This window comes from Natrinema sp. H-ect1 (assembly GCF_041821105.1).
Lineage (GTDB): Archaea > Halobacteriota > Halobacteria > Halobacteriales > Natrialbaceae > Natrinema > Natrinema thermotolerans.
Map to the genome: position 1 here is coordinate 583,287 of NZ_JBGUBA010000002.1, position 25,024 is coordinate 608,310.

The window sequence follows — 25,024 nt, forward strand, 5'->3', positions numbered from 1 at the left end:
CACCGGAAACGTGGTGCTTATCCGCCGCTCGTCCCTACCGTATTCCGATGACTGACGGGGACGTCGCGGCGTTTACGCACCTCGGAGCGACGGTCCGCGGGGCGCTCTCCGAACGCGGCTTTTCGCAACCGACGGCACCACAGCGGCTGGCGATCCCGCCGCTCGCCGCCGGCGAGAACACGCTGGTGATCGCGCCCACCGGGAGCGGCAAGACCGAGACGGCGATGTTGCCCGTCTTCGATCATCTGGTCGCCGAGGAAGGACCGCCGGAGGGGTTGGGCGCACTCTATATCACCCCGCTGCGGGCGCTCAATCGCGACATGCGCGAGCGCCTCGAGTGGTGGGGCGAGTACCTCGACCTCGCAGTCGACGTCCGCCACGGCGACACCACCGACTACCAGCGGCGCAAGCAGGCCGAGGACCCGCCGGACGTGCTGATCACGACGCCCGAGACGGTCCAGGCGATGCTCACCGGCGAGCGGCTGCGCGAGGCGCTTTCCGACGTCTCCCACGTCGTGATCGACGAGGTCCACGAACTCGCCGCCTCCAAGCGGGGCGCACAGTTGGCGATCGGCCTCGAGCGACTGCGCGATCTCGCCGGCCCGTTCCAGCGGATCGGACTCTCGGCGACGGTCGGCGATCCCGGCGAGGTCGGGCAGTTCCTGACGGGGGGACGATCCTGCGAGATCCGGGAGATCGACGTGGGGAGCAACGTCGACGTGACGGTCCGCGAGCCCGCGGTTACCGACGAGGACGAGCGGCTGGCCGGGGAACTGATGACCGAAGCCGATACCGCCAGCCACGTCCGGCTGATCCGCGATCTGGTCGCCGATCACGAGTCGACCCTGATCTTCGTCAACACCCGCCAGACCGCCGAGGCGCTTGGGTCGCGATTCAAGGAACTCGACCTCCCGATCGGTGTCCACCACGGATCGCTCTCGAAGGAGGCCCGGATCGACGTCGAGGATCGGTTCAAGGCCGGCGAGATCGACGGGCTCCTCTGTACCTCGTCGATGGAACTGGGCATCGACGTGGGACAGGTCGATCACGTGATCCAGTACAAGAGCCCCAGACAGGTCACCCGACTCCTCCAGCGGATCGGCCGCGCGGGCCATCGACAGGACGAGGTCTCGAGCGGGACGATCGTGACGACCCGCCCGGACGACACCTTCGAGGCGCTGTCGATCGCCCGGCGGGCCCGCGACGGCGAGGTCGAACCGGCGGCGATCCACGAGGGGAGCCTGGACGTGGTCGCCAACCAGTTGCCCGCGATCGTCCAGAGCCGCGGGGATACGTACCTCGACGAGGCGCTCGAGACGATCACTCGCTCCTATCCGTTCCGAAACGTACCCGAGGTGACGATCCGCGAGATCGCAGGGGAACTGGACCGCAATCGAATCCTCTGGTTCGACGAGGGCGAGGACCGCATCGAGACCACCGGCGGTACGTGGCAGTACGTCTACGCGAACCTCTCGATGATCCCCGACGAGGAGACCTACGAGGTCCACGACATCGCCTCAGGTGGCCAGATCGGGACCCTGGACGAGCGCTTCGTCGTCAACTTCGCCCAGCCCGGCGAGGTGTTCATCCAACGGGGCGAGATGTGGCGGATCGCCGAGATCGACGACGAGGAGAGGACGGTCAAGGTCAGCCCGATCGAGGATCCCGCGGGCGAAGTCCCCTCGTGGATCGGCCAGGAGATCCCCGTCCCCGCCGCCGTCGCGGGGGAAGTCGGCGAGATCCGGGCCGTCGCCGAACCCCAGTTCACAGCCGGGGCCGACGCCGCCGCGGTCGCCCGGGAACTCGCTCACCGGTACCCCGCGGACGAGTACACGCTGACCGAGGCCTGCACGCAACTCGCACAACAGGTCGAGGCCGACGCGCCGATGCCGACGGCCGACCGGTTGGTCCTCGAGCGCCGCGGGCGGACGATCGTCCTCAACGCACCGTTCGGCCACACGGCCAACGAGACCCTTGGCCGGGTGCTGTCGGCGCTGCTGGGCCAGCGGGCCGGCTCCTCGGTGGGCCTCGAGACGGATCCCTACCGGATCGAACTCGAGGTGCCGAACTCGATCGCGACCAGTGAGGTACTCGAGGTCATCGAGGAGACCGACCCGGACCACGTCGAGGCGATCGTCGAACTCGGACTCAAAAATTCCGACGCGCTCGCCTTCCGGCTGGCGCAGGTCTCGGCGAAGTTCGGCGCGTTAAAGCGCTGGCAGGGCTCGGGCCGACTCTCGAACGATCGCCTGCTGGCGGCCCTGGAGGACACCCCCATGTACGAGGAAGCGATCCGGGAGGTGTTCCACGAGGACCTCGATATCGAACGCGCGAGTGCGGTCCTCGAGCGGCTCCAGTCGGGCGACCTCGAACTGGTGACCCACCGCGGCCACACGCCGATCGGGAAGGGGGGCCGGTCGTCAGGCGGCAAGGAACTGCTCGCACCCGAAAACGCTGACGCCAGCGTCATCGAGACGGTCCGGGAGCGCCTGCAGAACGATCGGGTCATCCTGCTGTGTACCCACTGTACGGAGTGGAAGGTGAAGACGAAAGTCAAGCGGGTGGCCGACCAGCCCGAGTGCCCGGAGTGTGGCTCGACCCGGATCGCCTCGCTGAACCCGTGGGCCGACGAGGTCGTACAGGCCGTCCGAGCGCAAGAAAAGGACGAGGAACAGCAGAAGATGACCGAACGCGCGTTCCGGGCCGCGAGCCTCGTCCAGAGTCACGGCAAGCAGGCCGTGATCGCGATGGCTGCCCGCGGGGTCGGGCCGCACAACGCCGCCCAGATCATCAACAAACTCCGCGAGGACGAAGCGGAGTTCTATCGCGACATCCTCTCGAAAGAGCGGGAGTACGCCCGGACCCAGTCGTTCTGGGACTGAAAGCCCCTTCGTCTGTACCCGCTGTCCGGCTCGTGCCATCCGTAACGGCCATACGAGTCGGTCGCCTCAGTTCTCCCATGAACGTCGCGCCGGGGGCCTGGAAGTACGCTATCGTTCCGCTACTCGCCGCCCCGTTCGCACTCGTTATCAGCGTCACCGCGAGCCTCGTCGCGCTCGCGGTCGGCGCCGGTACTCTCGCCTTTTTCCGCGATCCCGACCGTACCCCGCCGCCGACCGGCGTCGTCTCGCCGGCCGACGGGAACGTCTCGGTCCTCCGGGAAGAGGGCGACCGCGTCCGGCTGGGAATCTTCATGAACGTCTGGCACGTCCACGTCGTCCGCGCCCCCTTCGCCGGCCGCGTTACCGATGTCGAACACGTCTCCGGTGCCAACCGCCCCGCCTTCTCGAAGGAGTCCGACCGCAACGAACGCGTCCACGTCCGCCTCGAGACCGATTCGCCGAACCTGCCGTCCGCGGCAGACGCCGACTCCGCTGCGGTCGAGACCGACGGGTCGACGTCTCACCCCGACGAACCCGACTCCGACGCCGAGGTGACCCTGATCGCCGGGGCGTTCGCCCGTCGGATCTACCCCTACGCCGAGCGTGGCGACGCCCTCGAGCGCGGCGACCGCATCGGCCATATTGCCTTCGGCAGCCGCGTCGACCTGCTCTTTCCGCCGACCGTCGACATCGAGGACGTTGCCGTCGATATCGGCGACTCGATGACCGCCGGCGAAACCGTCGTCCTCGAGTCGGGCCCCGGCGAACTCGGCGAGGGGTTCGACCTCGAGGTCGGTTCGGGCTCTGGCTCAGACGGTCGGGACGAGTAACGACTTCGCGGCCGCGCCTGCACCGATCCCGCTCGGCCGCGACCGGGAGCGGACCTTTATCCGACAGCGAGCGGCCAACGCGGCCGTGATCGACCTCGACTGGGAGATCGACCGCATCGACGGCGTAACGCTCGTGTCGGCGACGATCGAAACCGCCGCGACGACCCCACAGCGGGTCCGACTCGAGAGCCAACTCGACGGCCCCGTCTGGCCGCCGACGGACGGCGATCGGACTGCGGCGTGGACCGATGCCGTCTGGGAGGGCGTGATCGAACCCGACCGCCGTCACGGAATCGGCTTCGCGAGCCCGGCGTCGCCGGTCGAGCCGCCGCTCGCCGTGACCGACAGCCAGCGGGCCTCGAGCGACCGCTCCCCGCGGCCGGCGGCCATCCTCGCCTCGCTGACCGAGTGGAAACCGACACCGACCGTCGTCGGACGAGAGCGATGATCGTCGCGATCACCGGCGGGAAAGGGGGCGTCGGCAAGTCGACGCTCGCATTGAACCTCGCGTACGAACTGGACGGGGTCGTCGTCGACGGCGACCTCACGACTCCGGACCTTTCTCATGGCGGCGGCCCCGATCTACACGACGTCCTGGCCGACCGTACCGACCCGCTCGAGGCGGTCGACCGACGCGGTCCGGTTCGGCTGCTTCCCTGCGGTCGAACGCTCGCCGGTGCCCGCGCGGCCGATCTGTCGGCGTTCCCGCGGATCGTTCGACGGCTCGAACGCGAGTTCGGCCGCGTCGTGATTGACTGCCCCGCCGGGCTGGCACGCGACGTGGGCCGACAACTCGCGAGCGCCCACGCGGCCGTTCTCGTCACGACCACGACCGAACCCGCACTCGCCGACGCCATGCGAACGCGACAGGTCGCACTCGACCTCGAGACGCCGGTCGCCGCCGTCGCCCTCAACAGGACGTCCGGAGCGGTCCCCGACGGCATCGCCGAGCGCATCGAACGAACCGTCAGCGCCCCGGTACGCACCCTTGAGGAGCGGTCGGCTGTCGCCGACGCACAGCGGCGCGGACGTCCCGTTGCCGCCGTCGCTCCCGACTGCCCGGCGGTCGAACCCCTTCGGGCCCTCGCCCGGCGGCTCGAGCGCTGTACGACGCACGATCCCGATCGGAGCGACGCTCACGATCGATCGCCGGCCGTGCTGGACTAGCATAACCCGATACCGACCGTCCAGCCGATAACTGGACTCGGCTCTCAGGATCGGCTGTCGGTCGCCTCGATCGACGCCGGCGACCGGCCGTCGAACGCGAGCCGGATCCGTTCGGTCCCCGCGTTGTCACCTCTGAACTTCGAGATCGACAGTGTATGGTCGGTCCCATCCGCTGCCGGCTCCGACTCGAGTTCGAAGACCGCGTCGGCGGCGTGAAGCGTCGCCGTCCGATTCGCCGGCACCGCCGGCCCCTCGAGACAGTGCAACAGGCCGATGCTCTCCGTCGCGACCAGCCGTTCCGTGAGCGCGTCGAGAAAGGAGACGTACGTCGCCCGGTCCGTGGTCTCCATCGCATTCGTCGGATCGACGATGAGCGTCGACGACGCCGGCAGCGTCTCGAGCAACTCCGCCGCGTCGTCGAGCCCAGTCTCGCCACCGAGGCGGCGCACCGTCGGGTTCCCGGTCTCGATCGCCGCGGCCTCGAGCGCCCGCGAGACGTTCGCCGTCGACCGCTCGGTCGACAGATAGAGCGTCCCGCGGACGGCGGTCGTTCCGTAAAGCAACTGCTCCGACTGACTGGCGGGCTCCGCGACCACCGCGACGAGTGATCCCGGTTCCAGTCCGCCCCCGAGCGCGCGATCGAGCGCGTCGATCCCCGTCGGCAGCAACTCCTCGTCGTACGCTACCGGCGTCCGATCCGGAGCCAATCGTCGCTCTATCGTCCGTGCGATCCCCTCGTAGGCCTCCCGCGTCGCCTCGTCAGTCAGCGGTGCTTCCCCCTCCGGAACCCGCCCCAGAACCGGGACCCGCGTCCACGAGTCGACCGCCTCCGGCACGCGGTCACACCGATTCACCACCGCGCCGAGTATCGGCACCTCGAGCCGGCGCGCCATCTCGATCGTCGTCTCGGCGGCCGTGAGACTGCGTTCCGTCTCCGTCGTGACCACGATCACCCCGTCGGCGGCCGACAGCGCTTCGACGACGTCCGGGCCCGCACCCGACGGGCAGTCCACGAACGCCCGCTCGGCCGCCCTCTCGAGCCGATCGAACGCTGCCTCGAAGTCGACCCGGTCGGACGGCTCCGGTGCCGCGACCAGCCCCGCGTCGTCCGTCCGCGGGCTCGACTGGACGACCGTCTCGGCGACGGCCGACTCGGACTCGAGCGCCGCGAGCGTCGGCTCCCGATCGACACCACCGGCCACGTGGAGGTTCGGTAATTGGCGGTCGGCATCGACCGCGATCGCCGTCGTCGTCTCCCGTGTGACCGCCTCCGCGAGTCCGATCGTCGTCACCGTCTTTCCACAGCCGCCTTTCGCTCCTGCGATAGCGATCATAGCGACAGTCCCGCGGCTTCCTTTTTGAACGTCCGCCCGCTCCGTCTCGCCGTTCTCGAGTTGGTTTCGGTCGCTCGCTCAGTGCTGCCGGATCCGCGTATCATCTGTCGGTCCGTCACGGGCTGGTGTTACCTCTCGGAAATCACAGTCCGGATAGAGGATAAAGATTTTACAGTATGGGTTTAATTTTGAGATCATACTATGGGTTGGAAACCGAACCGAACTCGCCGGACCTGGCTGGCGAGTTGTGCCAGTACCGTTGCCGGCGTTTCGGTCCTCGCTGGCTGTACGAGCGACAGTTCCGAAACGAACGAGGACGAGCCCAAGGACGACGACGCGCTTTCAGCCGACACGTGGCCCATGTACGGCGTCGATCCACAGAACACGGGGTATCATCCGACGGCGACCGGCCCGACTAGTGAGGATGTTACAGCTAAATTATTATTTGAATCAAATGGAACAGTTAGCGATAGTCCAGCTGTTATTGGTGACACTCTCTACACCGCTGCTGACAACCAATTATATGCGATTAATACAGAGACTGGAGAAAACGAATGGCGGTCCGACTTCCCTGATATACGTGGTACCTACCCAGCCATCTCTGATAACCGCATATATGTCGGAATGAATGAGGGGATTGCTACAGTTAATCGAAATAACGGAAATCTCATTTGGCAAAATAGCGTTGGTATCAGTAATGTTTGTCCAGTAGTTGATAGCGGCGCGGTTATTGGTTCTGAAAACCTTTTGTTATATAAATTCGATACTAATAATGGTGAAGAAACAATCATTCATAACTTCAGAGATGAAAATCTTGGGCGGCCATATACAAGTATCCCAGCATATGACGACGGGAGTGTATACTTTGCGGGAGAACATGTTCTACACTCAGTAAATGCCAAAAACAGTTCTGTAGAGTGGACTTTTGAAAACCCTGAAGGAAAATCCATGGGAGAATGTAATCCAGCAACTGATGGTGAAAACATCTATATAAGCGGTGCGGACAAACGACTGTACGCGATTGATACTAAAGATGGCACACAAAAGTGGTCAATCAAAACAAAAAGTGAAACTCCTCAAAACCCTTCTCTCGCAAATGGGATTCTATACGTAGTCGCAAGTGATAGTGTCCTGTCAGGTGGTGGCAGTTGGCTACTCGCTATTGACACTAAAAAGGAAGAGGTGATTTGGGAAGATAGTTTGCAATCGAATATAAATTATAAGCCAGTTATTTCCAATAGTAGTGTATACTACGCGAACAGCAGACAGGTATTGGCATATGATAGGGAAACAGGAGACAGACGGTGGAAAATTGACGAATTCAATGAACCAATCGCTGGACCACCAACTATCTCTGATGATCATGCCTTTATATCTCTTAAGTCAGGAGAGATATATTTGATAACGTAGTGGGCCCAGATTTTGTGTCTATTTCACTGGAAGTGGTTGGGTAGCGTCATCTGATATGCACCCTTGTCCATTATTCATATCATATTTTGTGCCAGCATTTTTCCAACCTTCTGAACAATGTTCTCGAGGTGAATTTATATTTCTATAGCGCCACATGTCTCCAACACCCGGCGAACCCTTGGTTACCAATTGTGGACTTGGAACAATGACTGGCACTACAAGTTCATTCTCAAACGAGATCGGTTCGACAGAACCAACTGTAAGCTCGTCTTGTGCTGCCCGCGTAGGTGTCTCGATTGTTGTCTCAGTATCTTGCCGGACATACGTTAATCCAGTAGCGCTCGTTGGGTCACCGTCGGTAGCTCGCACCTCGAACCGGGCGTATTCGCCCTGGACACCAACATAATACGCGTCAAGTTGGAGGTAGAATAAAGGTGGCCACGGCATGAGAGGGAATCCGGGATAGCCGATTCCATCGAAATATCCGGCACCCATGGGCGCATGTTCCGTACTGTTACTGTCGTCGATTGAGAGCGTTTCACCACCGTCCGGACGCACCGCTGGAACGTCGGTGCGATTGACGGGTTCCAAGGTGAGGTAGGTCGGTGATGCTTCGACTTGATAGTTCACGTCCTCCATCAACGGCGAACTCTCGAGCGACCCCTGCGTCTTCTCGGGTCGCGTTTCGGGATCCATCATCCGATCGACGAAGTCCATCGGTCCGCCGAGAAGATCGTTACTTGTGTCGAGAAGTCCACCGAGGAGATCATTGAGTATGGCGCTACTCTCACCAAGTGTCGTGTCGTGCCATCTGCTAACTTTGTCGATGTTATCGTACGTATTCTCGAAGTACTGTTTGCGAACTTCCGCTCGAAGGAGATCTGCAGTGTTGGCGTATGGTTCGGACGCGTTTTGATACACTAGTTCGAGTTCGACATCTCTTACGTTGCTCTCGGCGTTCCTGAGCGGACTCGGTCGTTCGACCATATTCCAGAGGTCCGTTCGATGTGGCTCGACACGCGTGAGGACTTCGTAATGGGTATGGTTGAGTTCGGAAAGCGCCCATTCGTAGAGTTTATCCTCGTTTCGTGGGCTGACATCGATATCGGGATCCGCTGAGTAGGGTATCTCCTCTTCGAAGTCACGTTCCGTGATTATCGAAGTACTCGAGGCTTCAAGCGCTCGCTCAAGTTCCCGTTCTTGGGCGTGGAAAGTAGTCGAGTCGAGATTGAAGGTTTCGCTGACCGCTTTCGTCTTGACACCCTCAAAGTTTCCGACGAACTCATAATCTTCGTCCCAGGAGTCTGTTTGGAACGGGGATTCGATTCCACGACTTTCCCGCTCCACATCGATGTCATCAGAGACGAGATCGGTACTGATCGTATAGCTCGCGCTGTATGTGATATTGTCTTTCCAATTCCAGTCCGTATGAGGGGATCGGTTCTCGTCTTTATGTTCCCACTCAGTACTAACTCCGATAGAGTTCTCATATTCAACCTCAATTTTGGCGACATTACGATCATCAAAACTTGTATCCTGATCTTCTGTGAGGCTATCTATCGAAACGTCCGCATCGGCTTGAGATGTACTAGCGAAATATGTTGTATTATAAGGTCCAGACCAATTCCCCGGGTCTTGTGCCCATTCAGTAGGAGAAGAGGGGTTCGGTAAACTCCGATGCTTGTGTGGTCCAGACTCTCTCGTAGATACCTCAATATCATACACCTGTTCTATAATATCATTAATATCGTTTTCTAGCCTAACATCCTCATATAGCTGAGCTAGCCCTTCCAGTGGGTTATTACCGTCTGTAATTGATCCAATATCACCAGCTACGTCTTGATTACTCAATTTATTTGAGAAATAATGGTCCAGATATTGATTGCTGAAACGATTACTTTCTCCAAGAGACTGATTAAACTCCGCTTCTATCTGCGCCATATCCATCCCAGCCGCCATCTGCATATACCCCAAATCGGCGAACGGATGGGCCTGAATCTCGACATCGGTTTCGACGTTGTCCTCGAGCATCGTCAGTGCAATCTCCTGAACGGTCGGCGGATCAGGTAGCGCACCGTCTTGATCGAGTAGGTCGGTGTTACAGAGGTCGGTCTCGTTGGCGAGGGCACTGTCGTTAGCGACGAAGTCCTCGGTCTCGATGTCGCCCGCGTTCGAGGTGAGATCGCCGGCCATACACAGCGTCGGTTGGAGCATGGCGCGGTCCTTGTAGGGGTCGGTCGTGCCGAAGGTTCGCTCTTGCAGGCCGAAGATAGCGTCGTTGACCATGACCTCGGTGTGGTCGTTGGGCGTCAGGTTATCGAACGCCGGCTGGCCGCTCGAGAGGCGGTCGTAGTAGGCCTTGCCCCAGGTGTAGGGAAACAGCCGGGCAGCCGTATATCGACCGAGGCCGTCGTACTCGTCGGTTTCGAAAAAGCCGGTGTTGAGCTGGCGCTGGAACTCGTCGGTTCGGTCCTTGAGCTGGTAGAGCGGGGTCGCGACCGAGACGGTCAGATCGCGGCGTTCGGTGATCGGTTCGCCGTCGCTTTCGTTCCCGATGAGTTCGACGTCTGTGACCTCGACGGTAAGGACGCCGGTGTCGGGTCGCTCGAGCGAGATACGGTCGATCGCGGCTGCGAGATCGTCGCTGTCGTTCCAGTCGATACGGTCGATGGTGACGCCAGCGGCGGTATCGTGGCCGACCTGTTGCGGAGTGGTCGCGAACGATTCGGCTACCTCCCGGTAGACGAGGAGCTTGAGGTATTGGTCGAAGACGGGTTCGTCATCGTCGAACGCTGCTTCGACGGTCGGGCTCGCACCGTCGGTCGACGTGACGGGTGCGCTTGCGGCTGCCTCGGTCGCTCGGAGGACCGATCGCCGCAACTCCGAGACGGCGACCGATTCGGCGCGGTCGATGGCCACTGCTTGTTCGGTCTCGACCTCGGGTGTGTCTCTGGAGCCGAGGACGCCGACGATGGCGATGCTGCTGATCAACAGGAGAACTGCGATCAGGGCGAACGGAACTCGGGCGCGGTCGTCTGCTGCGATCGAAACTGTGGGTTGACTGTCGGTCATCTTACCAAGTCTGAATCGTGATGGTTACCTCGGCGGTCGATACCTCGTCGGCGAGCAGCGCTGCGATCCGCTCGTCGCGGGCGGCGCCGCTGTATTCGTCGTCGATCGTCGCGATTTCCTCGGCGAAGGCGTCCTGCAGGTCCTCTGCGAGCCACTCTCCGAGCCCGTCCCGGCCGAATCGGTCCGCGTCAGCGATCCCGCGGCGAACCTGTGCGTTCGCCTCGAGAGCGTCCGCTTTCTCGCGTTTGAGCGGGCCGTGATGGGCCGGGTTCGTCGTCCCGGTAAAGTCGTACTCGAGTGGCGCGACCATGCGCTCGTACTGGAAGACGGCGAGGTCGTGGGACAGCCCCTGACTCTCGAGTGCCAGTTGCGTCTCCTCGGGTGGGAAGTAGCCGCGAACGATCGCGTCCCCGAGGACCATACCCGCGGCTTCGAAACCGGCCGAGTCGGAATCCGCAACGAGGTCGGTTCGATCCCCAAGGCGGTCGTTCCAGTCGGTCCCGCCCTCGAGGGACGCGCGTTCGATCTCGTCGGCGTCGACGGCCGGCAGTCCGCTCGAAGCGGTCAGCGTCACGCTCGAGACGTCCGCGGTTGGTGGTGGCCGTTCGCCGGCGGTCGCCGTCCCGTTGATCGAGGCGTTCTCGTAGGGTTCCCACTCGGCGACGGCGTAGAACTCGCGGTCGGACCCGATCAGTGCGCTCCCGATGGCGGCGTCGACGGCGGCCTCGAACTCGTCGCCCGTGGGGCGGATCGGCGTCCCGTCGATGCGGGCGTTCGCGACGGCCGCGTCCGCGAGCAGGCCGGTCGCGGACCCGTACTCGGTTCGGTGGTATTCGCCGGGTCGTTCGGCGACTGGATCGGCGTCGGCGAGGCTGTACTGGACGCTGATGGTCGTCGCGCCGAGTACCGCGGCCGTGTGGTCGGCCCGGTCGCCGTCGGGGTCGGGCGTGGTCCCGTACAGGTGGGTACCGAGCAACAGGACGCTCGCGCTGACGAGCAGCAGCGCCATCGCGACGTCCATGACCGTACTCACCGCTCGATCCGACCTCATCCGTCCCACACCCCCACGAGCAGCGTGCCGCCGCGTACGTCGCCGGGAGCAGTCGACACGGCGACCGAGCGCTCGGCCACGCCGGCCTCCTCGGGCGGACCGTCGAGTTCCGCCTCATCGATCGCGTCCGGGCTCGACGTTCCGTCGGTTCCGAACACGGCAGTTCCGACGACGGTTTCGCGACCGTCGGCGACGATCGTGAGTCGGACGTAGACGTTCCGGCCGTGTGGCAAGGATCCGGTCTCGATTCCGTCCGCGAGATCGCCGTCGTAGGCGCGAACGACGCCGTCGCTCTCGAGGTCGTCGGCGATCCGCTCGAGCGCCGTCGTTTCGGTGGTTCGATCGGTCGTTCCGGGAAGGGTATCGGTGAGATAGAGCCCGTAGAGACCGATCCCGGCGATAAGCGCCGAGACGGCGACGAGTGCGGCGAGGGGGTCGGTTTGTCCCCGGTCAGACATCGACGAGCGTGACATAGAACGAATCGGCCTCCGTATCGCGACTCACGTAGCCTCGGTCGTCGAGATCGCTCGTCTCGAGGGTCTCCCCGCCGGGCGGACAAACCGCGACGGTCTCGTCTCCTCGCTCGGTGCGAACGGTTTCGGTACACAGTTCGGTACCGCCGGCCTCGACCCGCACGTCGATCGGAAACGACATCGAAGTAGTCTGCTCGAACTCGTCGTGGACGATCGTCTCGGTCTTCCTCGTCGATGTCGCGGTGACCGTTTCGTCGATGCGTCCTCGATCGCCACTCCCGTCTGCCCGCAGTCGTATCCCGGTTTCCGCGGTCGATTCGTACTCGATGGTTACTTCGTGGGTCTGGTCGCCGGGGACGCGCTCGATATCGACGGCAGCACTGACTGTCGGGAGCGGTCTCGTCGCGACGGTCCGGGTCCGTAACGGCCCGTTCGCGGGCCGCCACTCGTCGCCGTTCCTCTCGTATGCCGATTCGACGTCCGCGAGAAAGGCATCGATCGCGTTCCGACTCGGATCCCGGACTGCCGCCGCGTACTCGTCCTCGACGGCACGGCCGGCGGAGACGTTCTCGAGCCGTTCGTTCCCCGTGACGGGGACCACGTGGCCGTAGGTGAGCGTCGCCCGCGTCGTGCCGTGTTCGTTTCGCATCGCGACGGTGCGGCCGGTGACCTTGATCGCGGTCGCGTCGTGGTCGTAGGTCGAACTCGCCTCGTAGGGACTGCCAGCCGTCTCCTCGATGGCGTTCGCCGCTCGGTTCGCGTCCGGTGGCGGGCCGGTCGGTAGACCGAGCGCAACGGTACCGACGGCGGCGCTGACGATGGAGACGGCGAGCCAGACGTACCAGCCGTCGATCGGTGCTTCCAGGTGCATGCCCTCGCTGGCCGCGTGTTCGTATTTAAACCTCAGCCGCGGTGGGGAGCCGACCCGGGCCGGACGGAAGTGGGAGCGAGCGGTCAGAGGACGGCACCGATGAGGGCCACCGTCACGACGTACAGCACCATCGCGGAGACGAGCGTCCGACCGACGTGATAGCCGACGAGGGCACGGTCGACCCCGTGACGCAGCGCGATCGAGAGCGGCGTGATGATGACACACAGCAGTAGCAGGTAGACCCCGATGACGATCCCCAACGACTCCGTGGGGAAGGCGGCCGCGTCGACCTCGCCAGACGCGACGAGCGCGTCGCTGGCCATCATGTCGGCCATGCCGACGGTGGCACCGGCCACGAGCGGCGCGAAGTACGCCGCGGTGTTGTCGAGGGTCCCGGTCACCTGTTCGAGGTTCCGCTTGGTCTCGGCCTCGACGGTCTCGAGTTCCTCGAGGTGGTCGGCCATGGAGACGATGGCGCGACCCGCTGGTTTCCCCTCGTCGGCCGCGATCGCAAGCAGGGCGGCGGTCCCGCGAGCGCGCGGGCTGGGAACGTATCGGAGCGCGCCGTACTCGCCGAGGAAGGCCTCCCTGACGCCGGTCTGAAGCCGTCGCTGGAGGCCGGCCGCGCGCTCGAAGACGGCGCCGGTTTCGCCGGGGACCCGGTCGCCGGCGAGTTCGACGGCGGACTCGACGGACTCGCCTTCGGCGACCTGTTGGCCGACGACGTACAGCGCGTCGGTGAGGTGGGCCTCGACGTCGCGGACGTGGTGTCTGACCGCGAGGATCGGCCGGTAGGTAACGAGCAGCGCGACCCCGAGCCCGAGACCGACGGCGGCGACGGGCGCGAGGTGTGTAGGACCGACCGCGACGAGAACGGGATAGCTGCTGCCGCCGGCGGCGACACCCCAGAGCGGCCGCAGTCGGAGCCGATCGGGGAGCGAGGGGTGGTCGTGACCGATCGTCGGCGGCGGAAACGCGACCGGCCGGCGGACGAGCAGCCAGAGGCTGGCCCCGACGAGCCCACCGGGCAGCACGACGTTGTACAGGAGGACGACGAGCCAGATGTTGACGGCATAGCCGACCATCGGCACCGCCGGGACCAGCGAAACCAGCGCGAGCGGGAGCATGATCCCGAAGGCGAACAGTCCGGTCGCCGGCGCACGAATGGCCGACGTGAACTCGGCCATCTGGCTACGCGTGCCGTCGAGGACGGCCGACAGCGCGCGATCGAGCGTCCGCAACCGCTCGGCTTCCGGAGCGTCCTGGGCGGTCGCGAGTAGGTGTGCTGACCGCCGTAACGCCGGGAACCACTCGGCCCACTCCTCGGCGAAGGCCAGCAGCCCCGTCCCCGCGGTGCCCATCGTTCGATCGATGTGCGCGTCGAGACTCCGCGACAGCGGGCCCGAGCCGGTGTCGGCTGCGAACCGGATCGCGCTCTCGAGGGCGGGCTGGACCTGCATGCGCAACACCGCCCGGCCGATCAGGTTCGGGGTGTCGCCGAGGGCTTCGGTCCGTCGAAACGCCGCCCGCAGATGGGGGATCGAGTGAACCGTGTGGATCGCCGCGATCGGGGCCACGAGGACGAAAAACGCCACGAACGGGAGCGGTGCCGGCGTCAGCAACAGTCCCAGCGGGAGGACGGCAGCGATGATTCCGGCCCCGTACCCCGCTCTGACGACCGTCTCGGGGTCGTGGGGCGAACCGGTAAACGACAGCGACTCCGCGAGGCCGTCACTGGCGTCGACCTCGGCCGGGTACAGCGCCGCCAGCGTACGAACGACGGGCACGGACGTCATCGCGAGATCACTCGTCGGTCCGGTCCGCGTAGGCTCGCGTGACCGCGTCGGGACTCGTTCGGCCCTCGCCGGCGAGCCGCGAGAGCAGGTCAGTCCGGGCCGCGATCGCCCGGCGTACGTCGGCGTAGGACTCGGTCGGTCCGGCGAGCCGGTCCACCAGCCGGCTCTCGCCGCGGTCGATCCGACCGGTCGCGACCGCGTCCTCGCCCTCGAGTTCGTACAGCGGTTCGAACCGGTGGGTGTCGCCGTCGTCGATCACCTCCTCGATGGCGGCGAGGCGGCGGGTTCGGCCGTCGGGGGTCCGGTGGGTCTGGACGGTCACGATCAGATCCGTTGTGGCGAACGACGAGGGTTCGACGCCGAGGTCGGTGACGACCCGTTCGGCGACATCGTCGGCCCCGTCGCCGTGGATCGTACCGAGGACGGCGTTGGCGTTGGCCCCGACTCGCATCGCCTCGTAGAGAACTCCCGCCTCATCGCCACGGATTTCGCCGACGACGAGTGCGCCATCGCCCAGCCGGAGGGCCGTCCTGAGCGCGTCGTCCGGGGTGATCTCGGGACCGTCGCCGGTACCGGTCCGGAGCGCCTGTACGTCGCGACCGACCGACTGTAACGTGTCGACGGGCAGCTCCGGCGTGTCCTCTATCAGGACCGTCCGCGTCGCCGGCGGAAGTTCGTACAGCAGCGTGCCAAGCAGCGTCGTCTTGCCGGCCCCTCTCGTACCGGCGATCAGGGCGGCGGCGTTTCGCTCGACGGCCACCGAGAGCAACGCCGCGGCCGCCGCCGATACCGTTCCGTTCGCGACCAGCGCAGGGAGGGTGAACCGCTCGTCCGGCCGCTCCCGGAACGCGAACGCGATTCCGTCGGCGACCGGTTCGGTGACGCCGGCCACCCGGATGCCGGTCCCGTTCTCGAGCGCGGCCGTCGCGTCGACGGTCGGGCTCGCTCGGGAGAAGGCCCGGCCGCTGGTGCGTCGAACCCGGGACGCAAGCGCCTGTGCGCCCGCTCGAGTGAGCGAAACGTTTGTCGGCATCGACTCCCCGTCGACGACGACCCGGATCGGGTTCGCCGAGACCGGCGAGGTGACGAAGACGTCGGTCACGCGCGGGTCCGCGAACAGGTCCTCGAGGACGCCGTAGCCGGCCGTATGCTTCGTGAGAACGCCCGCCAGCTGGGGGGTGGCTGGCTCCCCGCTCGCGCGTTCGATCGCCCGCGGTCCCGCCCGGTCCCCCTCGACGACCCCCTCGGCGATCGCCTCGTAGCCCTCGAGGAGGAGCCGGCGGTCACTCTCGGAGAGAGTCGTATCGACGATCTCGAGGGCGTACTGCGGCGTCTCGTCGGGGCGGTCGTAGATCCGCGCCTCGCTGCCGGTCGACAGTGAGCGCGCATCGACGAGACGCGCTCCGTCGGCGATCGACCGATCGACGAAGTAGTGACCGATCGTGAGTCCGACGGTCGCGGTCAGGGCCGACTCGTAGCCCTCAGCGCGCTCGGCGGCCGCCACGAGTCCCGATTCGACGCCGATGTCCGCGACCGGACCGACTCGGGTCCGGAGTTCCTCGCCGACGGCGAGCGGGTCCCGAGCGGCGGCCGACGCCAGCCGGTCGTCGCGATGGCCACGCAGCGCGACGAACCGGCCGGCCGAACCGAGCAGGGCGACGCCGCAGTCTGCGTACCGGCGCTCGAGGCCGTTCGATCGCACGACGATTGCGTTCGCTTCGCGGTCGGCGAGTGCCTCGATCGCGGTCCGGCGACAGGGGACGGCCGACTCGAGGCGGCCGTCGCAGTCGCTCGCGTCGATCCGGAGCGTCTCCGCTTCGACGGCCGTTCGACACGTACACCCGGTGTCCGGTTCGTCGCTCCAGTTGTCGAAGAGGCCCCCGAGACCGAGCCGCGTGCCGTCGACGCGATCGACGACCGAGCGGAGCCGCTCGGGTGGGTTCTGTAACATACCGGCGCTGGCCGCGGCATCCGATTTAAACTCACAGGCGGCTCGCGACGACGACCGGCTTCCCGTCCGCGTCGGTCCGAAGCGTCAACGCGAGCCTGTTCTCGCCACGCTCACGGACTACGAACGGCTCGGTGTCGTCGGGATCGCCCCCGACGATCCGTTCGTCGATGATCGTCTCACGGACCCGTCCGTCCGCGAGCGCGTACCGGACGACGGTGGCGCGTCGGTCGGCCCGCGGAACGATCCGAACGTGGTCGACGGCGACGGTCGTAAGCGAGCGACGCGGGAGCGTCAACTCGACGACTCGTCGGGGGTTCGGGTGGCCGTCGGGCGACGGCTCCTCAGTGGCGACGAGATCGGTCGCGGCGTCGTCGACCGATGCGATCCCGGTCTCGACCTGCCGGTGCGTGTTCATCGTCGCACCCCGCTCGATCGCCGGTGCGGCGAGCGCAGCGAGCGCGACCGTCAGGACGGCGGCGACGACGTAGCGGTTCACGGGAGTCTGTCCCGGAGCGATCCGAGGATGCCGGTCGTCCCGTCCGCCTCGTCCGTGGCTGCCGCTCCGTCCGCGGCCGCCGCTCCGTCCACCTCGCCCTCCGACAGCGGGTCGCCGCTCGAGCGTCCGTCGTCGTCGGCCGTCGACACGATCGCCTCGACGGTCCGTTCGACGCCGGGGCGTTCACCGCTTTCCCCGGCCGCGTCCGACGACGCGATGGGCGGGCTCCCCGACTCGCGTTCGTCTCGAGCGTCGGCCGTCGATTTCGGCGCTGCTCGCTCGGCCGCCCCCTCGTCTCCCGGTTCGGAACCGGACCGCGAACCGTTTCGATCGTGGTGGCTCTCGAGGGCTCGCTCGAGGCCGTCGATGCGGAACTCGAGCCGGTCGACCGCCGCCACGGCCGCGTTGGCCCGCCGTTCGACCGCGTCGTCAACCGATTCGACGCCGCCGACGGCACCCTCGACCGCGTCGACGCGTCCCTCGAGGTCGGCGAGCCGTCGGTCGTGTGCCTCGAGGCGCTCGACGGCCGTTTCGAGGTCGGCGGCGAGCGACGCGCGGTCCTCGAGCGCCGGTACCTCGGGGTTGCCGTCGACGACCGCGCGCTCGAGCGCCGACAGCCGCTGTTCGATCCGTTCGATGTCGCTCATGGCGAGCGTTGCCCCGCGATCACGGATAAACCTCCGACCGAGTTCGTTCGGCACCGCCCGCTGGATCGATGAACGAGTCGTTTCCGTCGGTAAACAGACCGTTCCGTCGGCCGAGTCCGGCTGAATCCGGGGTAACCGACGAAACGGTCGACCCGGTATATACACCGCGGCGGGCAACGATCGATCGACGAGTTCGATGGCGAGTCCTCCCTCCCTCGACGACCGACGATCCGCGGGCCCGAACGCGCCGGACGGCCGCTCCGACGAGGACCACGGCCTCCTCGAGCGCGCCGTCCCAGGACTGGCGACGCCGATTCGCGCCGTCGGGTTCTGGGCGGCGATCGTTCTCCCCGCAGCCTACCTCCCCCTGCTCGCGACCGGTCTCTCCTCGGCGCTCGAGGGCGGGCTCTTTCTCGGCCTGCTCGCCGGCAACTTGCTATCGCTGTACGTCGGTCACGCCCATCGCCGGTAGGGGCCGCCTACTCGCTCGCCTCTCGGGACCGGACCTGCCCCAGCTCCCGGCGGATCGCCCGGCGTTTCACGAGGAGGAAGCCGACGACGATGACGCCGAACCCGACCAGTGCGGCGTCGTCGACGACCTCGCCGAGGTAGAGCCAGCCGACCACGGCCGCGACGATCGGAGCGACGTAGGACACCATGTTGATCTCGACGGCACCCAGCCGCTCGAGCAGTTCGAAGTAGATGAGGAAGCCGACGGCACTGGCCCCCACCGAGAGGTACGCGAGCGCGCCGATCGCCTCGGGGTGGATCCAATCGGCCGGCACGATCGGTTCGCCGAGCGCGAGACTCACGAGATGGAGCATGGCCGCGCCGCCGAGCATCGACCAGGCCTCCATCGTCTCGATCGGGAGGTCGGCGTCGATGCGGCGGGTGAGGACGCTACCGAGGGCAAAGGCCAGCGCGGCACAGAAGACCAGTCCCTTGGCCACGGCGTCCGCCGCGAGCAGGCTGCCCGGATCGGGGCGGACGACGATAGCAACGCCGACGAGTCCGACGACGACGCCGACGAGACCGACGGGAGAGAGGGCATCCGTGGGGACGAGCGCCCGAGCGAACCCAGTACTCAGGACCGGCGAGAGACTCACGACGATGGCGGCCGCCGCGGCGGTCGTGTGCAGTTGGCCGACGAACAGGAATGCGTGGTAGGCCGCGATCAGGAGCCCGGCACCGACGAGGACCTGCCACCAGCCGGCCCGATCGCGCGGTCGCCAGTCGGCGACGGCGGCCGCGTAGCCGAGCATCAGGAGCCCGGCGATGTCGTATCGAAGCGCCGCAAACAGTATCGGCGGGAGATGCGACAGCCCGGCACTGATCGCGACGAACGCTGCTCCCCACAACGCTGCAAGCACCAGAAAGAGCGAGAGGGTCTGATATCGGCTCACGGTGACTGTTCCGTGAGAAAGTGCCTATGAATTTCGGTTCGAGTCGACGCCAGCGGCGACTCCGGCGGTCGATCGGCCGCCACCGGGACGGGGTCTCAGAGCGAGGGCAGTTCGCGGATCTCGACTTTCTCCTCGGTCTGTTTGAACTGCTCGAGCAGGGGTTTGATGTCGTCGAACCCGTCATCGAGGACGACGTCGCCGCTGCGGAGGTCGTAATCGATGATATCGTAGTCGGCGAGCCGCGGGAGGTGGTTGTGGACCAGCGAGACGTAGATCCGCTGGCGCTGTTCCTTCCCGATCGTCGCGGGACGGGCGTCGAGTTCCCAAGCGGCGACCTGCGTGACGACGTCCTCGAGGTTCGCGGTGGTGTCCTCGGCCAGCTGATAGAGGAGATACCGGCGTTCGGACTCGGCGAGAAGGGAACAGGCCGCTTCCATCCGGCTCGCGTTCGTCTGGTTCATACGTCGAGCAGGCACCCAGTGGTATTACACCTACTGCCAATACAGATTGGGTCCGCTCGAGTCCCGATTCACCCTCGATTCCGGTGTCGGTCGTACGAGCCACGTATCGGACGATACCGCCGAATTAGCCGTTCGTACACCGTTTCGTGACAGTCTCGATTTCGAACGTGCAGCAATACCATCCCGATCGGCCGGGGTTCGACTGTCGTCGTCGCTCGCCCAGCTCGTCGCGACGAAGAACACTCGAGTGTGACCCGAGAACGACGGTTCGGTGCCGATTCGTCTCCGTATGCGTCTGTTTGGCACATGTTATCAGGGACAGAATAGTTAAGTCGGCGACCGGCCTACGTGGGCGTATGGCCGCTCACGGCCGGCCCGCACTGCGGGACCTGTTCGACGAGTCGCCCACGCCTCACATCGCCCACCCCCCGCGGACCCACCACCGAGACTTCTACGTCGCCACCGACGGGTCCTTCCGGGAGGCCGGTGGCGGGCTGGGTGCCGTTATCGAAACCCGCGACGGTACCCGCGTCGCACGGATCGCGACCGCGGATACGCCGCCGGACAACAACGTCGCGGAGTATCGGGCGTTGCATCTCGGGCTCGACGTACTGGCCGCTCGAGCGCCGCGGGACGCCTCCGTCGGCGTCCTCCTCGACCACGACGCGCTCGCCAGCAACGTCAACAGCACCATCCTCGCGACGCGCCATCCGGACGGGAAATCGCCCCGTCCCGTCTCCGTCCCGACCGCAACACAGTATCACTGGCGTGGCATCCGCGCCCGTCTCAACGGGTTCGACGAGGTGCGGGCCGCCCGCATCGACAGCGACCAGAACCCCGCCCACCCGCTCGCGAACGCGCCCGACCAGTACCGCCACGTCAACCGCGAGCCCGCCCGCTGCGTGCTTCCCGAAACGTCGGAGTCGACCGCCGGCGAGTTCCCGCCGCCGTCCCGGGCCGACCGCAACAGCAGTGGCGGCGGCCGCGCCTCCGACTGATCGCCGGCGACCGCCCGCGAGCGCGGACCGTCCGAACCGTCATCGTTTTCTCGCCGCTCGAGCAAGTCGTCGCCGATGAGTCTCCGCGTCGCGGTCGCGGCCCCGTTCATCCAGCACGGGAGCCGCCGGCTCGAGGAAAACGAGTTCGTCGTCGCGCTCTCGCTCGATCGGGACTGGTTCTCCCCCGATCAGGCCAAGCGACTGATCGACATCGCGACGGAGGAGGGGCTGTTGGACCGAACCGACGACGGACTCGCAGCGACCTTCGAGCCGGGCGAGGTGACGATCCCCGAGGAGTTCGACCCTGACGAGGACCTCCTGCGGAAACGGTCGGCGTTCGAACGCGTCCTCGATTCGCTGGTCGCCGAGGGCATGGAGAAACACGAGGCCGTCGGGGCGATCAACACCCTCCAGGGTGAACTTGGGCTGACCATCGAGGCCGCCGCGGTGGTCTACGCCCGCCGCGAGGGGATCGACGTCGACGACCTCGCCCCGGTCGCCCGCGAGGCCGTCCTCGACACCGAAGGGGACTGTTAGTACCGACTGAAAGTCATCGCCCACCTGCTCGCGATACGCCGGCTATGAGCGGCCGAGTTCGGCCGCTCATAGCGACTTCGCGTCCGAGCAGCGTGGAACCCGTTTCAGTTGGTACTAAATCCCGCCGTCACGACCGACTGGATATGGTCGAGGACCGGATCACCGACGGTCGCCGCATCGCCGAACTCCTCTCGAGCGAACTCGACGGCCGCGAGGACGGCCTGCTCGAGTGCGTCGCCGTGACCAACGCCGACCGGGACGTCGAGCCGTCGGCCGACGGCACTCGCGCGTACGATGTCACCTACCGCGACGAGCGTCTCGCCCGCGTGTTCGTTCACGAGGACCGGGCCCGCCTCGAGTTCGAGGCGGGACAGGACCGAGCGGCCGACGCGGCGTCGGCCCTCGAGCTTCGGGTCCGACCCAAGGCGACCGAGCCGCCGAAGACGCTGGTCTTCCTCGAGAGCGGGGCCGCCGTCAAGCGCGCAACCGACGTGGTCCAGCGGGTGGGGCGAGAACTCGAGGAGGCCGACGCATAGAATTCCAGCACATCGCAAACGCGGGTATTCCCGGCGGTGGCGCACGCTGGGACGCGGCTCGTCGTCGACGAACCGCGGCCTAACACCGTGCGAGGTCGTCGCGAGTGAAACGAGCGACTGCTCGGAAGACGCTTCGCGTCTTCCGTTGGATGAGTGAGCGACTGAAAAGAGCGAACGAATCGGCTGGGGAGGGTGTGGCAACTCCGTGTTGCCACGATAGCAAAACGACACGCTCGCTCAATCTGTACGCCGGTCGGGTGACGCGAATACTAGCTTCGTAGGTAGAGTACGACACTCTGGAAGCAGATCACTCGAGCCCCTCGAGAACCCCCGGTAACGCCGCCGCGAGATCGCCCTGCTCGAGGTGTGCGACGGCCCGCGGATCCGGTCCAGGCCCGTCCGACAGCAGCACCTGTACGGCCCGCATCCCGGCCTCGGTCGCGCCCCGAACGTCGGCCTCGACCTCGTCGCCGACGTAGACCGCCTCGTCGGGCGCGACGCCGAGTTCGTCCGTGATCGCCCCGAAGGCGCGGGAATCGGGTTTGCCCGCCTCGAGTTCGCCGGTCACCAGGGCGGCGTCGAAGGCGTCCTCCCAGCCCAGCGTCTCGAGTTTGTCCCGCTGGGCGCGGACGGGGCCGTTGGTCAGCAGGCCGACGCGGTAGCTCCTTCGGAGATCGGCGAGCATGGCCTCGACGCCGGGCAGGGGCTCGAGCGAGTCCGAAATCGTCTCCCGATACGCGGTCGCGACGGCGGCCGGATCGGCGTCGCTGTCGGTGTCCGCGAGCAAGTCCTCGAAAATGGGTTCGCGCGTCTCGCTGGTGAGGTTCCGGCGGTGGGCCTCGAGGTAGGCCTCGCGGGAGAGCGAGGGCGCGCCCGTCGCGGTCGCGGCTTCCTCGAGGATGGTCGTCCGGTCCCGCCGGGGGACGGCGAGCGTGTAGTCGAGGTCGAAGACGACCGCGCGTGGCATGGATATGTGAGGGGGCTCGAGCCGGTTGAAACTATCCCTTCCGGGCGACCGCCGTGGCTCTGCCGTATCGGGTCGTGGTAGTATACCGCCCCCGCGGCCCGGCGGTCGGCCGGCTACTCGGCCAGCCCTTCGATGAGGAACTCCGCGGACGAGCGGTTCGTCGCCAGCGCGACGTCGCGGACGTCACAGATCCGCAACAGCGCCGAGATATCGGGCTCGTGGGGCTGGGCCCGCAGCGGGTCCCGGAGGAAGACGATCCCGTCGAGTTCCCCTGCCGCGACTTCGGCACCGATCATCAGATCGCCGCCGAGCGGTCCCGACTCCTTGCGCTCGACCTCGAGGTCCGTCTCCTCGCGGAGCCGCTTCCCCGTCGTCCCGGTCGCGACCAGGTCGTACATTCGGAGCTGTGCTTCGTGGGTCTGGGCGAACTCGACGAGATCGGGCTTGGTCTCGTCGTGGGCGATCAGTGCGACGCGAGTCATACCGCACGGACGACTGCCGCGACAATAACGCTGGTCCGTGTTCGAGACGCCCGATTCAGAACGCCTCGACGTGGGGTCGCAGGTCCAACTCGAGCGTCCACGCCGACCGGTCCTGGGTCACGAGGTGCCAGTAGGAGTCCGCGATGGCGTCCGGATCGAGATACCCCGATGCCTCGGCGGCGTCGTCCATCTCGGGCGGACGGATCCCGCCGTCGATCACGACGTGGGCGACGTGGATCCCCTCGGGACCCAGTTCTCGAGCCATGGACTCGGCCATCCCCCGGACAGCGAACTTCGCCGCGCTGAAGCCGATCGCACCGTCGCGGCCCCGAACCGCCGAGGTCGCGCCGGTGAAGACGATCGTTCCGCCGTCCCCGGCGAGCATGTCGTCGACGGCCGCTTGCGAACACAGCAACGCACCGTGGGCCGAGACGCGCCACGCGCGTTCGAATTCGTCCGGCGAGATCTCTCGCAGTCCCTTCCACGAGCCGCCGCTGGCGTGGTTGATCAGGACGTCGACGGGGCCGAACGCCTCGCGAACCGCGTCGAACCCCGCTGCGACCGCCTCGGGGTCCGTGATGTCCGTCGGGACCGCGAGCGCGTCGTCGCCCAGCTCGGTTGCGAGGGCTTCGAGGGAGTCGTCCGAGCGGGCGAACAGCCCGACCCGACAGCCCTCGTCGACGAACTTGCGGGCGAGCGATGCACCGAGTCCGGGACCGACGCCGGCGATGACGGCCGTTCTCGTCATAGCAGTGCCACGGGAGCGGGCCACAAAACAGTGGCCCCGACACGGAAGGGATGGGCGGTCGGGCCGGCTATCGACTTTTGTGCGTGGCGACCGACCATCGGTCATGGAGGATCCGACGACGCCGACGACCGATCGGCGAGACACGTCTGGTCGGCCGGCCGGTACCCCGCGATGGCACCGAACATGCTACCGGCCATCGCACGACTGGTCAACGCCGCCGGCATCGATCCGGGCAACCGCGTCCTCGACGTCGGCTGTGGAACCGGCAACGCCGCGTTGACCGCCCGCCGGGCCGGTGCCGACGTGGTCGGTCTCGACCTCGCCCCCGAGATGCTCGAGCTGGCGCGTGACAACGCCGGACTCGCGGGCCACGACGATATCGGCTGGCTCGTCGGCGACGCCGAGACGCTCCCGGTTCCCGACGACGCGTTCGACGTCGTCCTCTCGAACTTCGGGCACGTGTTCGCGCCGGACTCGACCCGCGCCGGGGCGGAACTCCGGCGGGTCACGACCGCCGGCGGCCGGGTCTGTTTCACCGCGTGGTCGCCCACCGGCGTCGTCGGGGACCTCACCGAGGTCCTGACCGACCACGTCACGGCACCGCCGAGCGATCCGTGGGCCCACCTCGAGTGGGGCGAGCCCGACTTCGTCCGCGAGCAGTTTGCCGAGGTCGCCGATCTCTCCTTCCAGCGACGGTTGCTCGACTTTCGCTACGCCACGCCGCGGCATTTCTGGCGGGAGTTCGCCGAGGAGTCCGGGCCGCTCTCGCCGGTCCTGCGACGGATGGACGACGACGAGGCCCGGGCCGCGCTCCGCCGGGACGCCGTGGGGGCGCTCGAGGACTGGTTCGGCGACAACGCGATCCGGGTCGAGTACCTGCAGGTTCGAGCCGTCGTCGCATAGCGTACCGTT

Annotated in this window: 24 protein-coding genes; 10 read left to right on the forward strand and 14 right to left on the reverse strand. The window is 66.1% G+C overall.

Going from position 1 to position 25,024, the window contains the following annotated elements:
• Window positions 1-47 precede the first annotated feature (47 nt).
• The 4 genes from ACERIM_RS07170 to ACERIM_RS07185 all read left to right on the forward strand — a co-directional run bounded on the left by ACERIM_RS07170 (window position 48) and on the right by ACERIM_RS07185 (window position 4,879).
• The gene (locus ACERIM_RS07170; RefSeq protein WP_373631883.1) at window positions 48-2,882 is read left to right on the forward strand and encodes a DEAD/DEAH box helicase; all 2,835 of its coding nucleotides are present in this window, start codon (window positions 48-50) and stop codon (window positions 2,880-2,882) included.
• Window positions 2,883-2,959: 77 nt separating this feature from the next.
• Entirely contained in the window at window positions 2,960-3,712 is a 753-nt protein-coding gene (locus tag ACERIM_RS07175; protein ID WP_373631884.1) for a protein sorting system archaetidylserine decarboxylase, read from the forward strand.
• 85 nt (window positions 3,713-3,797) lie between these two features.
• Window positions 3,798-4,160, forward strand: coding sequence for a hypothetical protein (locus ACERIM_RS07180; protein ID WP_373631885.1), 363 nt, complete (start codon window positions 3,798-3,800; stop codon window positions 4,158-4,160).
• Window positions 4,157-4,879 carry a chromosome partitioning protein ParA gene (locus ACERIM_RS07185; RefSeq protein WP_373631886.1) on the forward strand — a complete coding sequence of 241 codons (723 nt, stop codon included), beginning with the start codon at window positions 4,157-4,159 and terminating at the stop codon, window positions 4,877-4,879. Before ACERIM_RS07180 ends, ACERIM_RS07185 begins: the two co-directional genes overlap by 4 nt.
• A 44-nt stretch (window positions 4,880-4,923) precedes the next feature.
• On the opposite strand, the gene ACERIM_RS07190 is transcribed toward ACERIM_RS07185, so the two are convergent.
• Window positions 4,924-6,213: an AAA family ATPase gene (locus ACERIM_RS07190; RefSeq protein WP_373631887.1), complete on the reverse strand. Its 1,290-nt coding sequence runs from the start codon at window positions 6,211-6,213 to the stop codon at window positions 4,924-4,926.
• Between the two features lie 360 nt (window positions 6,214-6,573).
• On the opposite strand from ACERIM_RS07190, the gene ACERIM_RS07195 reads away from it, so the two are divergent.
• Window positions 6,574-7,623 carry a PQQ-binding-like beta-propeller repeat protein gene (locus ACERIM_RS07195; protein ID WP_373631889.1) on the forward strand — a complete coding sequence of 350 codons (1,050 nt, stop codon included), beginning with the start codon at window positions 6,574-6,576 and terminating at the stop codon, window positions 7,621-7,623.
• A gap of 18 nt (window positions 7,624-7,641) precedes the next feature.
• On the opposite strand, the gene ACERIM_RS07200 is transcribed toward ACERIM_RS07195, so the two are convergent.
• The 8 genes from ACERIM_RS07200 to ACERIM_RS07235 form a co-directional block, all read right to left on the reverse strand.
• Window positions 7,642-10,695, reverse strand: a complete 3,054-nt coding sequence (locus ACERIM_RS07200; RefSeq protein ID WP_373631890.1) for a hypothetical protein — start codon at window positions 10,693-10,695, stop codon at window positions 7,642-7,644.
• A 1-nt stretch (window position 10,696) separates the two neighbouring features.
• Window positions 10,697-11,746: a hypothetical protein gene (locus tag ACERIM_RS07205; protein ID WP_373631891.1), complete on the reverse strand. Its 1,050-nt coding sequence runs from the start codon at window positions 11,744-11,746 to the stop codon at window positions 10,697-10,699.
• Window positions 11,743-12,219, reverse strand: a complete 477-nt coding sequence (locus ACERIM_RS07210) for a hypothetical protein (RefSeq protein WP_373631892.1) — start codon at window positions 12,217-12,219, stop codon at window positions 11,743-11,745. Before ACERIM_RS07210 ends, ACERIM_RS07205 begins: the two co-directional genes overlap by 4 nt.
• On the reverse strand, window positions 12,197-13,090 hold the full coding sequence (locus ACERIM_RS07215) for a hypothetical protein (protein WP_373631893.1): 894 nt from the start codon (window positions 13,088-13,090) through the stop codon (window positions 12,197-12,199). Before ACERIM_RS07215 ends, ACERIM_RS07210 begins: the two co-directional genes overlap by 23 nt.
• 83 nt (window positions 13,091-13,173) lie before the next feature.
• Window positions 13,174-14,886, reverse strand: coding sequence for a secretion system protein (locus tag ACERIM_RS07220; RefSeq protein WP_373631894.1), 1,713 nt, complete (start codon window positions 14,884-14,886; stop codon window positions 13,174-13,176).
• A 7-nt stretch (window positions 14,887-14,893) separates the two neighbouring features.
• Complete coding sequence (locus ACERIM_RS07225) at window positions 14,894-16,837, reverse strand: ATPase, T2SS/T4P/T4SS family (protein ID WP_373631895.1); 1,944 nt, start codon at window positions 16,835-16,837, stop codon at window positions 14,894-14,896.
• A 31-nt stretch (window positions 16,838-16,868) separates the two neighbouring features.
• Window positions 16,869-17,333 (reverse strand): hypothetical protein, encoded by a 465-nt coding sequence (locus ACERIM_RS07230; protein WP_049966051.1) that lies wholly within the window; start codon window positions 17,331-17,333, stop codon window positions 16,869-16,871.
• A complete protein-coding gene (locus ACERIM_RS07235) occupies window positions 17,330-17,980 on the reverse strand; it encodes a hypothetical protein (protein ID WP_373631896.1) in 651 nt (216 codons plus the stop codon). Before ACERIM_RS07235 ends, ACERIM_RS07230 begins: the two co-directional genes overlap by 4 nt.
• 196 nt (window positions 17,981-18,176) lie before the next feature.
• Here ACERIM_RS07235 and ACERIM_RS07240 point away from each other — a divergent pair, with 196 nt between their 5' ends.
• Entirely contained in the window at window positions 18,177-18,452 is a 276-nt protein-coding gene (locus ACERIM_RS07240; RefSeq protein WP_006650963.1) for a hypothetical protein, read from the forward strand.
• Between the two features lie 7 nt (window positions 18,453-18,459).
• Here the strand turns inward: ACERIM_RS07240 and ACERIM_RS07245 are convergent, their stop codons facing one another.
• Both ACERIM_RS07245 and ACERIM_RS07250 read right to left on the reverse strand, forming a co-directional pair.
• Window positions 18,460-19,383, reverse strand: coding sequence for a DMT family transporter (locus ACERIM_RS07245; protein ID WP_049966053.1), 924 nt, complete (start codon window positions 19,381-19,383; stop codon window positions 18,460-18,462).
• A gap of 95 nt (window positions 19,384-19,478) precedes the next feature.
• Window positions 19,479-19,844, reverse strand: coding sequence for a hypothetical protein (locus ACERIM_RS07250; protein WP_049966054.1), 366 nt, complete (start codon window positions 19,842-19,844; stop codon window positions 19,479-19,481).
• 356 nt (window positions 19,845-20,200) lie between these two features.
• Here ACERIM_RS07250 and ACERIM_RS07255 point away from each other — a divergent pair, with 356 nt between their 5' ends.
• The 3 genes from ACERIM_RS07255 (at window position 20,201) to ACERIM_RS07265 (ending at window position 21,915) form a co-directional block, all read left to right on the forward strand.
• Entirely contained in the window at window positions 20,201-20,842 is a 642-nt protein-coding gene (locus tag ACERIM_RS07255; RefSeq protein ID WP_006650966.1) for a hypothetical protein, read from the forward strand.
• 75 nt (window positions 20,843-20,917) lie between these two features.
• On the forward strand, window positions 20,918-21,379 hold the full coding sequence (locus ACERIM_RS07260; protein ID WP_006650967.1) for a DUF2240 family protein: 462 nt from the start codon (window positions 20,918-20,920) through the stop codon (window positions 21,377-21,379).
• Between the two features lie 143 nt (window positions 21,380-21,522).
• Window positions 21,523-21,915: a hypothetical protein gene (locus tag ACERIM_RS07265; RefSeq protein ID WP_373631897.1), complete on the forward strand. Its 393-nt coding sequence runs from the start codon at window positions 21,523-21,525 to the stop codon at window positions 21,913-21,915.
• Between the two features lie 307 nt (window positions 21,916-22,222).
• Here ACERIM_RS07265 and ACERIM_RS07270 read toward each other — a convergent pair whose 3' ends face one another.
• The 3 genes from ACERIM_RS07270 to ACERIM_RS07280 all read right to left on the reverse strand — a co-directional run bounded on the left by ACERIM_RS07270 (window position 22,223) and on the right by ACERIM_RS07280 (window position 24,112).
• The gene (locus ACERIM_RS07270) at window positions 22,223-22,882 is read right to left on the reverse strand and encodes an HAD family hydrolase (protein ID WP_006650969.1); all 660 of its coding nucleotides are present in this window, start codon (window positions 22,880-22,882) and stop codon (window positions 22,223-22,225) included.
• Window positions 22,883-22,995: 113 nt separating this feature from the next.
• Entirely contained in the window at window positions 22,996-23,364 is a 369-nt protein-coding gene (locus tag ACERIM_RS07275) for a methylglyoxal synthase (protein ID WP_006650970.1), read from the reverse strand.
• Between the two features lie 55 nt (window positions 23,365-23,419).
• On the reverse strand, window positions 23,420-24,112 hold the full coding sequence (locus ACERIM_RS07280) for an SDR family NAD(P)-dependent oxidoreductase (RefSeq protein WP_373631898.1): 693 nt from the start codon (window positions 24,110-24,112) through the stop codon (window positions 23,420-23,422).
• Window positions 24,113-24,283: 171 nt separating this feature from the next.
• Here ACERIM_RS07280 and ACERIM_RS07285 point away from each other — a divergent pair, with 171 nt between their 5' ends.
• Complete coding sequence (locus ACERIM_RS07285; protein WP_373631899.1) at window positions 24,284-25,015, forward strand: class I SAM-dependent methyltransferase; 732 nt, start codon at window positions 24,284-24,286, stop codon at window positions 25,013-25,015.
• The last annotated feature ends 9 nt before the right edge of the window (window positions 25,016-25,024 follow it).